Source organism: Tepidiforma sp., from assembly GCF_034433535.1.
In the GTDB taxonomy this organism is placed as follows: domain Bacteria; phylum Chloroflexota; class Dehalococcoidia; order Tepidiformales; family Tepidiformaceae; genus Tepidiforma.
Window position 1 is genome coordinate 1 of the sequence record NZ_DAOUAO010000101.1, and the last position, 14,576, is coordinate 14,576.

Sequence of the window (14,576 nt, forward strand, 5' to 3'; positions counted from 1 at the left end):
CCGCGCCGGGGCTCCGCCAGCCCGCGCCCGGCCCGCGCACGGCGCTCGACAAAATCCGCTCCGGGCTCGCCGGGCGTTAACCGAAGCGCGCGTCCAGCCGGCGGAGCACGGCGAGGGTGACGGCCTCGAGGGTGTCCAGCCCCGGGTCGGCCTGGAGCACCTCCTCCACCTGCCGCCGCGCCTCCGCCCGGCTGTAGCCCAGCCCCGCCAGCGCCTCGATCGCGTCGGCCGCCAGCCGGCGCTCCTCGAGCGCCGAGGGCTCCACCGGCCGCGAAACGCCGCCATCCTGCAGCGCCGCCTCCACCGTCACCCTGCCCCGCAGCGTGGCGATGATCTTGTCGGCCGATCGCGGCCCGATGCCCGGCAGCCGCGCCAGTGCCGCCCGGTCCTCCTGCTCGATCGCCCGCGCGATGGTCGAAACCGAGACGTTCATCGCCTTCACCGCCTTCGCGGGCCCAATCCCCTCCACGGTGGTGAACTTGCGGAAGAAGTCGCGTTCGGCACGGCGGAGGAACCCTACCAGCGTGGGCACCGGGTTGTTCGTGGTCACGTGGTAGAAGATGTGGAGGCCCAGCTCCGGGCCTTCGCCCTCCGAGAGGTCGGCTTCGCCCGCCAGCGCCAGCAGCTCCGGCCAGAGCACCACCGGCACCATCACCTCGAAGCGGATCCCGTGGACATCGAGCTCGACAAGCGGCCCGGCCGCATCCATCCGCGCCAGCCGCCCCCGCAGGTGGGTGATCATCGGCCGCCAGTATGCCACGCGCCCCCGCCGGTGGCGCCACGCCCGCGCCGGTTCCACAATCGCCTCGTGCCCGAACTTCCGGAAGTCGAAACCATCCGCCGCGACCTCGAGCCGCTCGTCGTCGGCCGGCGCATCACCGGGGTGGAGGTCGACCCCGGCACCCTCCGCCTGCTCGCCGGCGTCCCGCTCGAAACCCTGCGCGCAGGCCTCATCGGCCGGACCATCCGCTCGCTCGGCCGGCGCGGCAAGTACCTGCTGTTCGAACTCGACGACGGCCGCTGGTTCGTGGTCCACCTGCGCATGACCGGCCGCCTCGTCTGGCGGGAGCGCTCCGCGCCGCCCGAGCCGTTCGAACGCGCGGTCATCCAGTTCGATGACGGCCACGACCTCCGCTGGAGCGACATCCGCAAGTTCGGCACCTGGCGGCTGCACGCCTCCGCCGCCGAGGTCATCGAGCGCCTCGGCCCCGAGCCGATCGACGCCGACCTCACCCCGCGCCAGTTCCGCGCCGTCCTCGCCGGGCGCACCGCGCCGGTGAAAGCCGTCCTGCTCGACCAGCGCCGCTTTGCCGGGCTCGGCAACATCTACGTCGATGAAGCCCTCTACGCGGCCCGGGTTCGCCCCGATACGCCGGCCGGCGAGCTCTCGGCGGCCGCCGCCGACCGCCTCTTCCGCGCCTGCCGCGAGGTGCTCGAACGGGGCATCGCCCACCGCGGCGCCAGCTTCCGCGACTACGTTGATGGGCAGGGCAACGAGGGCCGCCAGCACATGTTCGTGCAGGTGTTCCGCCGCACCGGCAAGCCGTGCTACGCCTGCGGCACCCCCATCGAGCGCATCATCGTCGGCGGGCGGGCCACCCACTTCTGCCCGCGCTGCCAGAAGCGCGCGCGCCGCCGCGCCGGCGCTCCCCGGGAGACCCGCCGTGCTGGCTGAGCCCGCCGATGTGCTCCGCGCCCTGGGGCTCCCGCCAGCTGCCCCGTACACGGTTGAGCCGCTCGGCGAGGCCGCCGGCTCCCCCGAGCGCTGGCTCGCCGGCGACCGCTCCGCCATCGTCCGCTGCCCGCCGACCGAAGAGGCCGCGCGCAACCACCAGGCCGTCTTCGAAGCGCTCGCGCAGGCCGGCTTCGCGGCGATGCCGCGGCTCCTCGGCTTCTCCGGCCTCGCCGCCATCGAAGAGGACGTGCCCGGCGCTTCGGCCCTCCAGGTGGTCCCGCCGCCGGGCGCGCTCGAGGCGGCGGTCACTGCGCTGGCCGCCCTCCACGCCCTGCCGGTGCGCGAGGGGCTGGACTGGGAGAAGGCCCCCGCCGACCTCCTCGCCGGGGCCCCGCTGCCCCTCTTCCGCCTCGGCTTCGCCGCCCACGAACGCGAGGCCGCCGCGGCCCCGCTCGAAGCGGCCCGGGCCGAGCTGCTCGCCTCGCCCTTCGGCTTCGCCCACCGCGCAGCGACCGCGGCGAACGTCCGCCTCGCCCCCGGCCGCGCCTGGTGGGTCGATTTCTCGGCCGCGGGCTTCGGCCCGCAGCTGTTCGACCTCGCCGCGCTCCTGCTCACCTCCGGCCTCGAAGCGCCCGCCCGGCGGGTGCTCGCCATGGGCTACGCCCGGGTGCGCGCCCTCGACCCCGACCGCACCGCCGACCTCGCCGACCTCGCCGGGATCTGGTGGGGCATCGATGAGCTGCTCGGTCTGCCACGCCGCCAGGTGGCCGCCCTCGGCGATGATGCCGCCCTCGCGGCGCTCAACCTCGCCGCCGTCCGCATCGAACGCGGCATCCGCGAACCCGCCGGCGCCCACCCGGCCGCGGCCGCCATTCGCCGCGCCCTCTGGGGCTGAGCCGCTCCGCCCGGCGCCGCCCCCTGCCGATGATCCCGGTATGTTCCGGCTGCTGCCGTGGCTTGTCCTCGGCCTCGCCTTCCTTGGGACGGCCCGCTGCTACACCGCCGACCTCACCGCCGCGGTCGGGGCGGTGCCGTTCGTCGGGCCGATCGTGGTGCCGCCGGACCCGAAGCCGGCCTACCTGCAGGCGATGGGAACCCCGGCCCCGCTGGAGCTCCCCGAGAGCGACCCGGCGGCCTGGTTCCCGGCCGAGGGCGGCTGGCAGGCTATCGCCCCCGGCGAGTGGGCGGCGATGCTCGCCTGGGCGACGGCCGGGGCCACCCCCGCGGGCTGGAAGGAGCTCTGCGCGAAAGCCGGCTCCGCTGCCGGCGCCGACCGCGCCGCCGCGCCGCTCCCCGGAGCGCTGGCCTGCAGCGACAGCGTCACGGTGACCGGCCTCCAGCGGGTCGCCCTCGAGCTGTTCAGCCTGCGCGCGGCCCTCGGCCTCTGGCTCACCGGCGCGCCCGGGGGCAGCCCCGGGGCCGTCCAGGCCCGGCAGGCGCAGGTCCGCCTCCTCTGCGCCACTACCGTGGCCGGGCGGCTGGCCGAACCCGCCTTCAGCGAAGCCTGCGCCGGCGCCCTCGACCCCGCGTACCTCGCCGGCGACGGCGCCGCCTCCATGGCCGCCTTCGAGGCCGCCTACGCCCGCTTCGCCGGCGCGCTCGCCGCCCTCGACCCGACCATCGACCCCGAGCCCGCCAGCTTCGCACCGGCCGAACCCTGAGCCGCGTACAATGCCGCCAGCTTCCCCCGGGAGGTGGCGGCACGTGCCCCTGTTCGAACGCCCCACCGTCACGCTCGCCTACCGCGAAGCGGGCTCCGGGCCGCCGCTCGTCTTCCTGCACGGCTGGTGCGACAGCTCCGCTGCGTGGGAGCCGGTCATCGCGCGCTGGTCCGCCCGGTACCGCTGCATCGCGCCGGATATGCGCGGCCACGGCGATTCCGGCTTCCCGCGCGACCACGCCGTCTTCCCCGAGGCCCTCGCCAACGACGTCGTCGCGCTCTGCCGCGGCATCGGCGCCGAGCGCCCGGTGCTCATCGGCCACAGCTTCGGCGGCATGCTCGCCGCCACCATCGCCGCCCGCGAGCCCACCTGCCCCCGGGCCATCGTCGTGATCGACCAGCCCCTCGCGCTGGGGCCGTTCGCCGCGCAGATGCGGGCGCTCGAACCGGTCATCCGCGGCGCCGACTCGCACCGCACCTTCCGCAACGGCCTCTTCGCTTCGATGATCGGCGGCCTTGGCGGCGACCTCCGCGCCGGCGTCGAAGCGCGCAGCGCTGCCACGCCCAATGAGGTCGCGCTCGCCTTCTGGGCGCCGCTGTTCGAGTATTCGCCGGCCGAGGTCGAGGCCTTCAGCGCGCGCCTGCTTGGGGCGCTCGCGCAGGTGCCGTCGCTCGTCATCGAAGCGGTCCCGCAGCCGGGCTACCGCGAGGAGGTCGCGCGGGCTGCGCCGGGGGCGCGCTTCGTCGAGCTCCCGGCCGGCCACTGGGTCCACCTCGAGCGCCCGGCCGACTTCGATGCCGCCCTCGAGGCGTTCCTCGCCGCGGTGCCCTGATGGCCGGGCGCGGGCGGCCCGCCGCCGAGTGGCTCGACGGGGTGCTCGCCGGGCCGCTGCTCGTGCAGGCGCTCGCCGTCGCCGCCCGCCTCGCCATCTTCGAACTCGTGCGCGATGGCCCGCGTTCGCCGCTGGTGCTGGCCAGCACGGCCGGCGTCCACCCTGGCGCGCTCACCCGCCTGCTGCGCTACCTGGCCGCCGAAGGCGTCCTCGCTCCCACCGCCGACGGGCAGTTCGGCCCGACCCCGCGCTCCGAAGCGCTCCTCCGCGGCGCCCGTGGCGAGGGGCTCGAACGGCTGCTGCGCCTCGCCTCGCTCGAATGGGATGTCCTGCCCGGCCTCCTCGGTGCGGTCGAAACCGGACAACCCGCTGCCGCCGCTCCCGCGCAGGTGCTGCCCGCGCCGCCGCCCGAGGCCATCGCAGCCCTTCGCCGGCTGGCCGGCACGCCGCCCGGGCCCGTCGCCGTCCACGGGAGCGAGGCGCTCACCACGGCGCTCGCCGGCGCATGGCCCGCCGCCCCGCCCCCCGGCGATGCGCTGGCGGCCTGGGTGGTGCTCGATGGCCTCTCCGCGCTCGATGACCGCGGCGCCGATGATGCCCTCGTCGTCGCGCACGGCGTGCTGCCGCCGGGCGGGCGCGTGTTTGCGCTCGAACCGGTCGCCCCGCCGGACCCGCGAGCGGACCCCGGCCTCGCCCGCGCCGACCTGCGCGCGCTGGTGCTCGGCGCCGGGCGCATCCGCACGCTCGAAGAGTGGCAGCGCCTGTTCGAACGGGCCGGTCTCCGCCTCGATGCCGCAAGCCCTGTCCGCTGCCCCGGCGGCTGGCGCGTCCTCGCCGCCTCCCGGGGGCTGGTGTAGGGAGAAAGGGAGAAAGGGAGAAAGGGAGAAAGGGAGAAAGGGAGAAACAAAGGAGTCTCCCTGTCCAACCTCCCACCTCCCACCTCCCACCTACCACCTCCAACCTCCCACCTACCACTTCGGCGCCCGTTTCTCCTGGATGGCGCGGGCGCCCTCCGCGGGGGCCGCGCTGAAGAATCCCAGCATCTCGAGCGCGAGCGAGTAGTCGAACGCCGTGATCCCGCCCAGGCGGAGCCACTGGTTGAGCGCCTTCTTGGTGAACCGCAGCGCGTGCTGCGGGCCATCCGCCAGCTGGCGGGCGATCCCGAGCGCCGTCGGCATCAGCTCCGCCCGCGGCACGCAGCGGCTCACCAGCCCGATCCGCTCCGCCTCGCGGCCCTCGATGAACTCGCAGGTCAGCAGGTAATACTTCGCCTTCGCCATCCCGCAGAGCAGCGGCCAGATGATGGCCGCGTGGTCGCCGGCGGCCACCCCCAGCCGCGCGTGCCCGTCGGTGAGGCGCGCCTCTTCGGCGATGATCGAGATATCCGCCATCAGCGCGACCGCCAGCCCGGCCCCCACCGCCACCCCGTTGATCGCCGAAATGATGACCTTCTCGCAGTTCACCATCTCGTAGACGATCGCCTCGGCCTCCTTCATCACCCGGACCACCGCCTCGAAGCGCTCCTCGGCGGGGAGCGCCGCCCGCGCCTCGATATCGTTCAGGTCGCCCCCGGCCGAGAACGCGCGGTCGCCGGCCCCGGTAACCACGATCACGCGCACGGCGGGGTCCCGGTCGAGGTCGCCCCAGACGCGGGTCAGCTCGGCGTGGAGCGCGTCGTTGGTGGCGTTGTAGACCCCCGGGCGGTTGATGGTGACAAGCGCGATGCCGTCGTTCACCTCGATGCGCAGGTGCTGGTACGAACCGACCATCCGGGGCCTCCTCGGGCAGACGGGTGGGGCCGGACCCTTCGCCGGCCGGCCGCTAGACTAGCAGGAGATGCCGAACTGGGTGATCGAACACCTCATCGCCACCAGCCCCCGCCCGGGCTACACCCCAGGCCCCGAACTGACCGTGCACGATGAGGCGGTCGACCGCTGGATCGAAGAGGCGCGGCGCTTCGGCATTCGGTCAATTATGTGCCTCATCGGCAACGACCAGCTCTGGCTCTACCGCAAGGCCGCGCCCGAGGGGCTGATCGAACGGTACCGGCGCAGCGGGTTCGAAGTGTTCCACCTGCCCACGCTCGACCAGCAGACCCATCCCTTCACGCCCGAGCAGTACGAACACGCCTGGCGCGCCTTCCTCGAACTGCCCAAGCCCGTGCTTGTCCACTGCAGCGCCGGCATGGACCGCACCGGCCGCATCGTCCGCTACCTCCTCGAACGCCTCGAATCCACGGGCAAGTGAGGTTGGAGGTTGGAGGTTGGAGGTTGAAGAGTTCTTCACGGGCCGGTGATGGTTTCGGTAGGATGCATGCGTGTCTGGCGGGCGGGCAGTTGTCCTGATTGATGGCGGCTACCTCGACCACGTCCTTAAGTCATGCGATGTGCGCGGCGATATCGACTACGACCAGCTGATCCACGCGCTGGCGCAACCAGCAATCCTCAAGGAAGCGTTCTACTACCACTGCCGCCACTACCGGCCGAAAAATCCGACGGAGGAAGACCGCAAAAGGCAGGCAACGTCCGATAGCTTTCTTGATCGGCTTGAGCGGGTTCCCTCGCTCACGGTGCGGTACGGGAAGCCGGTTCACCGCGGCGAGAAACCGGACGGCCAGCCGATCCCGGTACAGAAGCAGGTCGATGTGCTCCTTGCCGTCGAAATCGTACGCATCGCGTTGCGGCGCGAGGCGCCCGAGATCGTTCTGGTTACTGGTGACAGCGACTTGCTGCCCGCGCTGCGCATCGCACGCGACGAGGGGATTCGCATCCGGCTGGCGCACGGCACGCGCGACGATCGTCCCCACGGGGAGCTTCGCGAGCTCGCGCACGCGTCCCACCCGCTCGATCGCGCACGGTTTTAAACGCGTTGCCTGCGACCCTTACGGTAACGTGCACGCGGTGAGTACGTACAGCGTTGCGTCTTTCGGTTTTCCAGATATTGCCGAAGATCTTGATGCGCAGTATGCTGCGCTTGCGCAGGTTGCGCATGCATGCTCCCCGGCCTTGAGCTTCCGCCTGACGCCGGGCTTTTCTTTTCTCCCTCCAACCTCCCACCTCCAACCTTCCACCTTCACCCCGTCAGGATGCCCGGGTTGAGGATGCCGCGCGGGTCGAGGGTGGCCTTCACCGCGCGCAGGGCCTCGGCGAACAGCGGCGGGCGCTGCTGGCGATACCACGGCATGTGGTCGCGCCCGACCGCGTGGTGGTGCGTAATCGTCCCGCCGCCTTCGATGACCGCGTCGCTGGCGGCCTGCTTGATGGCCGCCCACAGCTCCAGTTCGGCCCCCGGGCGGCCCAGCACCTGGAACGAGTAGTACGGCGCCGGGCCATCGGGGTAGACGTGCGTGAAGCGGCAGGTCAGCGTTCCGCCGCCGGCCGCGGCGATGGCGGCGCCCACTCGCTCCCGGATGCGCCGGTCGAAGTCCGGCCAGCGATCCCAGGTGATTGCCGTTTCGAACGTGTCACTCACGATGCCGGTCCCGACCGTCAGGTTGCGCTGGTAGGGCGCCCGGATGAACGAATTGCGCCACGCGCCGACCGCCCCCTGGCGCGCTGCCTCCTCGCTGCCGTCGTCGGCGATGCGGATGCCGGCGGCATCGACCTCCCCGCCGGATTCGCGGGCGATGCGCACCGCCTCGTGGATGAACGGCCCCTGCGGCACCTCGGCCGATTCGAACGCGAGGATGAGCAGCGCATGGACGCCGTCGCCGCCGGCCGCGGCCGCGGCCTCGGCCGGGTCGAGCAGGCGGCAGTTGGCGGGCCAGAGTTTCGCCTGCACCACCCGGTGCGCGGCTTCGTAGCCGGCTTCCCAGGTCGGGAACAGCATCCCGGCGGCGGCCCGGTAGCGCGGGCGGGCCTGGATGCGCATCCACGCTTCCGTGATGATGCCGAGCGTCCCTTCGCTGCCGATGACGAGCCGGTCCGGGCTGGGGCCGGCGCCGCTCCCTGGCAGCCGCCGCGATTCCCAGGGCCCGCGCGGCGTGAGCATCCGCACCGATTCGACGAAGTCATCGATGTGGGTGTGGTTGGTGGCGTAGTGCCCGCCCGAGCGGGTGGCGATCCAGCCGCCGAGGCTCGACCACTCGAAGCTCTGCGGGAAGTGGCGCAGGGTGAAGCCGTGCGGCCGCAGCTGGTCTTCGAGCGCCGGCCCCAGCACGCCAGCCTGGATGCGCGCCGCCCGCGAGGTGGGGTCGATTTCGAGCACCCGGTTCAGCTCGCGCAGGTCGATGCTCACCGCCGGCCGGTCCCCGCCCGGTGGCTCCACCCCGCCGACCACCGAGGAGCCACCGCCGTAGGGGATGGCCGCGGCATCGATGGCGTCACACCATTCGAGGACCGCGGTCACCTCGGCTTCGCTGCGCGGGAAGGCCACCACATCCGGCGGGTTCGGGAACTCGCAGCGGAACGCCCGGACGATGTCGCGGAAGCTCTTGCCGTAGTGGTGGGCCGCGCGCTCGTGCGCATCGGTCGAACAGATGGCCGCGAGCGCGGGCGGCGGCTGGATGCGCGGCGGCCGCAGCTGCACCTGCTCGATGCGCGGCTTCGGCGGCGCCTCGAGGGGCACCCCGAACCGCGCGGAGAGGCGGGCCGCTGCCTCCTGCCGCTGGTCATCGGTGGGCTCATCCGCTTCGCGGCCCCATGCCCAGAAACTGCGTCGCGCCGTCATGCTGCACCCCCGCGGGGAAGATAGCGCAGCATACCCAACCCGCACCGCTCCCGGCTCCCGGGAGGGGCACGGCTGTGCGGGGGCCGCTCCCCGCTCCCGGCTCCCGGCTCCCACCTCCAACCTCCCACCTCCCACCTCCTCCCGTACCATACGCCCATGGCCGAATTCACCAGCGTCTTCCTCGCGCTGCTCTTCGAAGCCACGCCGTTCCTCCTCCTGGGCGTGCTCGTCTCGGTGCTTGGCGGCCCGGCCATCGAGCGGCTGCTGCAATCGGCGGCCTTCCGCGCGCCGGCCGCGGGCGTGGTTGCCGGCGCGGGCGCCGGGCTGCTCTTCCCCATGTGTGACTGCGGCAACCGGCCCCTCGCCCACCGGCTGGCGCTGGCCGGTCAGCGCCACTTCGCCCTTGCCTTCCTCGTCGCGGCCCCGGTGATCAACCCCGTGGTGGTGGTCACCACCTGGCTCGCCTTCCGCGATGCCGAGCTGGTCGCCCTGCGCCTGGGGCTCACCTTCCTCGCAGCGGTCGCCGTCGCCCTGGTGGTTGCCCGCCTGCGCGGCGAGGTGGCCCTGCCGCTCGAGGCCCCCGGGCTCGACCACCCCGGCGGCGCGGCGAACATCCCCGCGCGTATCCTCGAGGAGTTCTTCGAGCTCTTCCAGTTCCTCGTCATCGGCGCCGCCCTGGCCGCTGCCATCCAGGTCTTCGCCGACCAGGAGCAGTTCCTCTCCGCCAGCGGCGTCTTCCTCGCCATCGGCGCGCTCATGTTCCTCGCCTTCCTGCTCAGCATCTGCTCGAGCGTCGATGCCTTCGTGGTCGCCGGCTTCGGCGGGGCGCTCGGGCTGGGGCCGGCGCTTGCCTTCCTCGTCTTCGGGCCGCTGGTCAACCTCAAGGCGATCCCGATGTACCTGCGCCTCTTCAGTGCGCCGGCGGTGGCGATGCTGGTGCTGGTCTGCGCGCAGGTAGCCTTCGTCGGCGGTGTCGTCGCGGAGCTGCGGGGATGGTGAGGCAGGCCGGGCACGCGGTGGGCGCGCTCGCCCTTGGGCTCCTGCTCGCCTGGCGCCTGGCCGATGGCAGCGCCCGCAACCTGGTCCAGGGCTGGTACGTGCCGGTGCTGGCCGTCACGGCTGCGGCCCTCGTGGTGCTGGCCGCATGGGCCGCCGTCCCGGCCCTCCGCCGCCGGGAGCGCACCTCCCTCCCCGGCCCGGGCGGCCTGTTCGCTGCTGCCCTGGTGGCCCTGCCGGTCATCGTTGGGGCGGCCACCGTGCCGCAGGCGCTCGGCTCCGGCCGGCTCGACCCCGCCGGGACCGGGGCGCGCCAGTTCGGCGCAGCCGCCAGCGCCGCCGACCCCGCAGCCCGCAACGTCTACCAGTGGGCCTACGAATTCGAAACCGCCGAACCGGCCGCCATCGTCGGCCAGCCGGTGGATGTGATCGGCTTCGTCTACCGCGCCCAGGATGAGCCCGCCGGCCAGTTCCAGGTGGCCCGCTTCGTGGTCGCCTGCTGCATCGCCGATGCCCAGGGCTTCACCCTCCCGGTCGCCTGGAAGGATGCCGCCTCGCTGGCGAACGACCAGTGGGTGCGGGTGAGCGGGCGCGTCGGCATCGGCCCGGGTGGCGAGCCGGTCGTCCTTGCTTCCAGCGTCGAACCCATCGAGGTGCCGAAGAATCCGTACATTTATCCGTAACGAACGCCCGGCCCTCGCCGCCCTCGGCGCGGTCTCCGCGCTCGCCCTTGCCGTGCTCGCCCTGGCCGTCGTCCTGGGCGACCAGCGCCGCATCGGCGTGGCCATGGTCACCCCCGACGGCTCGGCGCCGGCGCCCATGACCCTCCGCGAGATCACCCTCGCCTTTGACCGCGAGCCGGACCGCGACGCCGTTGAGTCCGCCCTCAGCTTCGACCCGCCGGTGCCGGGCGCGGTCCGCTGGCGCGGCCGGACGCTCGTCGTCACGCCATCCGAACCGCTGACCCCGGGTGAGTACCGCCTGCGCCTTGCCCCGGGGCCGCTCGGCCGCAACGGCGAACCCCTCGGCGACCCGTTCGAACACCGCTTCACCGTGCGCGAGCCGGGCGTGGTGCTCATCGTGCCGGCGCCCGGCGGCCAGGAGGAGCAGCTCGTCGAGCTGCGCGAGGGCGCGGAGCCGCGGGTGCTCGCGACCGCGCCCCGCATCATCGATTTCGCCGTGGCCCCCGATGGCAGCCGTATCGCCGCGGTGGTCGCCGGCGAGGATGGGCGCGGGAGCCTCGCCCTCGTCCGACCCGATGACGGCGCCCGCGAATCGCTCATCTTCGACCCCGCCATCAACATCGGCGGCGTGGCCTGGTCGCCGGATGGCGCGGCCCTGGCGGTGGTCCGCCGCGACCGGCTGCCGGGCGGCGAAGAGAGCGTGCCGCGCGCCTGGCTGGTCCGCATCGGCGGCGAATTTGTCGCCCCGCTCGACCCCGACGGCCTGCCCTCGCTCCAGCCGTCGTGGTCCCCCGATGGCCAGCTGCTGGCCTACATCTCGCCCTCCGATGCGCGGCTGGTGGTGCTCACCGTGGCGACCGGCGAGCGGTGGGAGGCCGGCCAGCCCCGGGGCGGCGCCGCGGCCTGGTCGCCCGATGGGCGACTGCTCGCCTTCGAAGCCGTACCGCGCAGCACCGCCGGGGCTGTGCCGCTCCAGCCGGTGCGGGTGCGCAGCCTCGATGGCGCTATCGACCTCCTCCTCGGGCGGGAGGGCGAAGTCCGCGCCGCCCCGCGCTTCCTCGATGCCGCGACCGTCCTCACCCTGCGCCGGGCGGTCGGCGGCGCCCGCACCGCCACCGACCTCGTCTTCGAATCCGCTCGCGATGGCCGCCAGCTGCGCGCGGTGAACCTCGCCGCCGGCACGGGGCTCATCCTCCACTGGGACCTCGCCCCCCGGGGCGACAGCATCGTCTTTTCGCTGCAGACCGCCCAGGGCTTCACCACCACCGTGCTGGACCTGCAATCCGGCGAGCGGCGCGACCTCCCCCTCGCCGGCGACCGGCCCCGCTGGCTGCCCTGAGCCCCGTCAGACGGGGTTGCGCGCCAGGTACGCCCGGATGAGGTGCAGCTCCTCCAGGCTCACCGCCTCCCCAAGTCGCTCCTTCAGCGGCTTCAGCCGGGCGATCGGCAGGCCGTCGGCAGCCCGGCGCACCAGCTCCACCTTCGCGGGGTCGACCAGCCCATCGAGCGTCGCGATCGCGCCGGCGGCCAGCAGCTCGGCGAGGTGGCTGACGATCGTGGCCGGCGCCATCGCCCGCGCCCGGGCCATCTCGCCGATATCGCGCAGGCCGTCGCGGTAGAGCGAGAGGGTTTCGCGGACGGTCGGCGCGAACACCGAAGGGTCGCGCGCCGGCTCCCGGCGCACGAGCCCCGGCACCCGCGGCCGCGGCGGCGCTGCGGCGGCCCGGGTCAGCTCGAGGAAGGCCTCGCCGTACCGCTCGAGCTTCACCCGGCCCACGCCCGGCACGGCGAGCAGCTCCGCCCGGTTGCGCGGCCGCCGGCGCGCCATCTCCCGCAGGGTGGCATCGTCGAAGATGATGAAGGGCGGCACCCCCTCGCGCTCGGCCAGGCCGCGGCGCAGGGCGCGCAGCTCGCGGAAGAGCCGCTCGGTCGCCGCGTCTTCGCTGCGCTCCTCTTCCTGCTGCCCGGACAGGCAGGGGCCGCAGTTCGTGCACGAGGCCGGCGGCGTTTCGCCGAAATACGCCAGGATCTGCGCCCGCAGGCAGGTCCGCGAGCGCGCGTACGCCTCCATCGCATCGAGCTTGCGGAACGAGTGCTCGCGGTGCGCCTCGAGCCCGGCGGTATCGATCGCGTCTTCGCCGCCGGGGCGGGTGGCCGCGATCTGCCAGCCGCGACGGGCCGCCAGCCCGCATTCGATCAAGACCTGGACGGCCGCGTTGAAGCCCGGCTCATCCTCCTCGCGCATCAGGTCGCGCGGGTGCACCGGCTGGCCCCGGGCCGCTACGAGCGCGCGGTAGATTTCGAGCACCCGCTCCGCCCCGGGGTGGGCGTTTTCAATGAACAGCTCGCGCAGCTCGCGGTCGCGCGGGGCGTAGAGCAGGAGGCAGCGCGATGGCTCGCCATCGCGGCCGGCCCGGCCCGCTTCCTGGTAGTACGACTCGAGCGAATCCGGCAGGTCGTGGTGGATGACCAGCCGCACATCCGGCTTGTCGATGCCCATGCCGAAGGCGTTGGTGGCGACGATGACCCGCAGGGCGTCGCGGGCGAAGGCGTCCTGCACCCGGCGGCGGTCGGCATCGTCCATGCCGGCGTGGTAGGCCGCGCAGCGGATGCCGCGCCGCTGGAGGGTGGCCGCCAGCTCCTCCGTCCGCTTGCGGGTGGCGCAGTAGACAATGGCCGCGGCCTCGCTCAGGCGCCCCAGCTCATCGCTGACGATGTCGGCCTTCTCCTTCAGGTTGGGCGCCCGGCGGGTTTCGAAGCGCAGGTTCGGGCGGTCGAACCCGGCGATGTGCACCGCCGGCTGGCGCAGGCCCAGCCGCGCGACGATGTCCTGCCGCACCAGGGGGTCGGCGGTGGCCGTGAGCGCCACGACCGGCGGCCCGCCGATGCGCTCGCGCAGCGCCCCGAGCTCGCGGTAGCTGGGGCGGAAGTCGTGCCCCCACTGGCTGATGCAGTGCGCCTCATCGATCGCCAGCCGCGCCACCTTGATGCCGCGCAGGGCGGCCATGAAGCTGCCGCTCGCGAACCGCTCCGGCGCCACGTAGAGCAGCCGCACGCGGCCCTCGGCGCAGGCCGCCAGCGTGGCCCGCTGCGCCTCCAGCCCGTGCGAGGAGTTGATTGCCGCGGCCGCCACCCCCATCGCGCGGAGGGCATCGACCTGGTCCTTCATCAGCGCCAAGAGCGGCGAAACCACCAGCACGAGCCCCTCGCGCAGGGTGAGCGCCGGCACCTGGTAGCAGATGCTTTTGCCCCCGCCGGTGGGCATCACCACGAGCGTATCGCGCCCGGCGAGCACATCGGCGATGACCGCCTCCTGGCCCGGCCGGAACGCCGGGAAGCCGAACACCTCGCGCAGGACCGCCCGCGCCCGCTGCATCCCGTCGGTCGACACAGCCAGCCAGTATAGAACATGCGTGCGAAACAGGTGGGAGGTGGGAGGTGGGAGGTTGGAGGTGGTCAGGCGTCGGGCGAAGGCGCCGGCCGGTTCGGCAGGGGATTGCGGCCAATGACGAGGTCATCGACTTCGCGGCCGCCGATCAGGTGCTCTCGCACGACGCGCTCGAGATTCTCAGGCGTCAGGCAGCCATACCAGGTGCCGTCGGGATAGACGACCCCGGTCGGGCCGGCCTCGCAGATGCGGAGGCAGCCGACCTTCGTGCGGTAGACCTTCGGCGCCCCCGGCGTGGCGTTCACCTTCGCGGCCAGCGACTTCAGCCGCGCCCAGGCGCGCTCCCCTTCCTCCGGGGTGCAGCAATCGGGACCGGTGCAGATGAAGATGTGCCGCTGATACGCCCCGACCTGCCGCTGCCGGGCCGCTTCTCGCGCCGCCTCGAGGTCGCTCACGCCATCATCCTATCCGGCCCGGGCGTGACGGCGTACACCACCCCCAACCTCCCACCTCCCACCTCCAACCTTCCACCTTCCACCTTCCCGCTCCTGGGCGGTGAGGTGGTGCTCCCGGCTCCCGGTTCCCCTGCGGCGGGGTGGTGCCGCGGGGCTCCCGGCTCCCCGCTCCCGGGCGGGGCGGAAGCGGCGGCGGGGCTCCCACCTCCCACCTTCCA

15 protein-coding genes are annotated in these 14,576 nt (G+C 73.4%); 10 read left to right on the forward strand and 5 right to left on the reverse strand.

Features of this window, described 5'->3' with window-relative positions:
* Positions 1-76: 76 nt before the first annotated feature.
* Positions 77-742 (reverse strand): Holliday junction branch migration protein RuvA, encoded by a 666-nt coding sequence (ruvA, locus tag VAE46_RS05385; RefSeq protein ID WP_322795891.1) that lies wholly within the window; start codon positions 740-742, stop codon positions 77-79.
* Positions 743-808: 66 nt separating this feature from the next.
* Here ruvA and mutM point away from each other — a divergent pair, with 66 nt between their 5' ends.
* The 5 genes from mutM to VAE46_RS05410 are packed head-to-tail and all read left to right on the forward strand — an operon-like array spanning position 809 to position 5,025.
* A complete protein-coding gene (gene mutM, locus VAE46_RS05390; RefSeq protein WP_322795892.1) occupies positions 809-1,675 on the forward strand; it encodes a bifunctional DNA-formamidopyrimidine glycosylase/DNA-(apurinic or apyrimidinic site) lyase in 867 nt (288 codons plus the stop codon).
* The gene (locus tag VAE46_RS05395; RefSeq protein ID WP_322795893.1) at positions 1,665-2,570 is read left to right on the forward strand and encodes a hypothetical protein; all 906 of its coding nucleotides are present in this window, start codon (positions 1,665-1,667) and stop codon (positions 2,568-2,570) included. Before mutM ends, VAE46_RS05395 begins: the two co-directional genes overlap by 11 nt.
* Positions 2,571-2,610: 40 nt before the next feature.
* Positions 2,611-3,336: a hypothetical protein gene (locus VAE46_RS05400; RefSeq protein WP_322795894.1), complete on the forward strand. Its 726-nt coding sequence runs from the start codon at positions 2,611-2,613 to the stop codon at positions 3,334-3,336.
* A gap of 43 nt (positions 3,337-3,379) precedes the next feature.
* On the forward strand, positions 3,380-4,168 hold the full coding sequence (locus VAE46_RS05405; RefSeq protein ID WP_322795895.1) for an alpha/beta hydrolase: 789 nt from the start codon (positions 3,380-3,382) through the stop codon (positions 4,166-4,168).
* Complete coding sequence (locus tag VAE46_RS05410; protein ID WP_322795896.1) at positions 4,168-5,025, forward strand: hypothetical protein; 858 nt, start codon at positions 4,168-4,170, stop codon at positions 5,023-5,025. The genes VAE46_RS05405 and VAE46_RS05410 overlap by 1 nt, the downstream gene beginning before the upstream one ends.
* A 111-nt stretch (positions 5,026-5,136) precedes the next feature.
* Here the strand turns inward: VAE46_RS05410 and VAE46_RS05415 are convergent, their stop codons facing one another.
* Positions 5,137-5,937, reverse strand: a complete 801-nt coding sequence (locus tag VAE46_RS05415) for an enoyl-CoA hydratase/isomerase family protein (protein ID WP_322795897.1) — start codon at positions 5,935-5,937, stop codon at positions 5,137-5,139.
* A gap of 67 nt (positions 5,938-6,004) precedes the next feature.
* Here VAE46_RS05415 and VAE46_RS05420 point away from each other — a divergent pair, with 67 nt between their 5' ends.
* Positions 6,005-6,415: a protein-tyrosine phosphatase family protein gene (locus VAE46_RS05420; RefSeq protein ID WP_322795898.1), complete on the forward strand. Its 411-nt coding sequence runs from the start codon at positions 6,005-6,007 to the stop codon at positions 6,413-6,415.
* 70 nt (positions 6,416-6,485) lie between these two features.
* On the forward strand, positions 6,486-7,031 hold the full coding sequence (locus tag VAE46_RS05425; RefSeq protein WP_322795899.1) for an NYN domain-containing protein: 546 nt from the start codon (positions 6,486-6,488) through the stop codon (positions 7,029-7,031).
* A gap of 209 nt (positions 7,032-7,240) precedes the next feature.
* Here the strand turns inward: VAE46_RS05425 and VAE46_RS05430 are convergent, their stop codons facing one another.
* Positions 7,241-8,836, reverse strand: a complete 1,596-nt coding sequence (locus VAE46_RS05430) for an FAD-binding oxidoreductase (RefSeq protein WP_322795900.1) — start codon at positions 8,834-8,836, stop codon at positions 7,241-7,243.
* Between the two features lie 156 nt (positions 8,837-8,992).
* Between VAE46_RS05430 and VAE46_RS05435 the strand changes: the two genes are divergently transcribed.
* From VAE46_RS05435 to VAE46_RS05445, 3 genes are read left to right on the forward strand one after another with little or no spacing between them, the layout of a single operon-like run.
* A complete protein-coding gene (locus VAE46_RS05435; protein WP_322795901.1) occupies positions 8,993-9,835 on the forward strand; it encodes a permease in 843 nt (280 codons plus the stop codon).
* Positions 9,829-10,515 carry a TIGR03943 family putative permease subunit gene (locus VAE46_RS05440; RefSeq protein WP_322795902.1) on the forward strand — a complete coding sequence of 229 codons (687 nt, stop codon included), beginning with the start codon at positions 9,829-9,831 and terminating at the stop codon, positions 10,513-10,515. The genes VAE46_RS05435 and VAE46_RS05440 overlap by 7 nt, the downstream gene beginning before the upstream one ends.
* Positions 10,516-10,567: 52 nt before the next feature.
* Positions 10,568-11,854 carry a hypothetical protein gene (locus tag VAE46_RS05445; RefSeq protein ID WP_322795903.1) on the forward strand — a complete coding sequence of 429 codons (1,287 nt, stop codon included), beginning with the start codon at positions 10,568-10,570 and terminating at the stop codon, positions 11,852-11,854.
* A 6-nt stretch (positions 11,855-11,860) separates the two neighbouring features.
* Here the strand turns inward: VAE46_RS05445 and VAE46_RS05450 are convergent, their stop codons facing one another.
* Together VAE46_RS05450 and VAE46_RS05455 are read right to left on the reverse strand one after the other, a co-directional pair.
* A complete protein-coding gene (locus tag VAE46_RS05450; RefSeq protein ID WP_322795904.1) occupies positions 11,861-13,906 on the reverse strand; it encodes a RecQ family ATP-dependent DNA helicase in 2,046 nt (681 codons plus the stop codon).
* A gap of 65 nt (positions 13,907-13,971) precedes the next feature.
* The gene (locus tag VAE46_RS05455; RefSeq protein WP_322795905.1) at positions 13,972-14,358 is read right to left on the reverse strand and encodes a hypothetical protein; all 387 of its coding nucleotides are present in this window, start codon (positions 14,356-14,358) and stop codon (positions 13,972-13,974) included.
* Between the last annotated feature and the right edge of the window lie 218 nt (positions 14,359-14,576).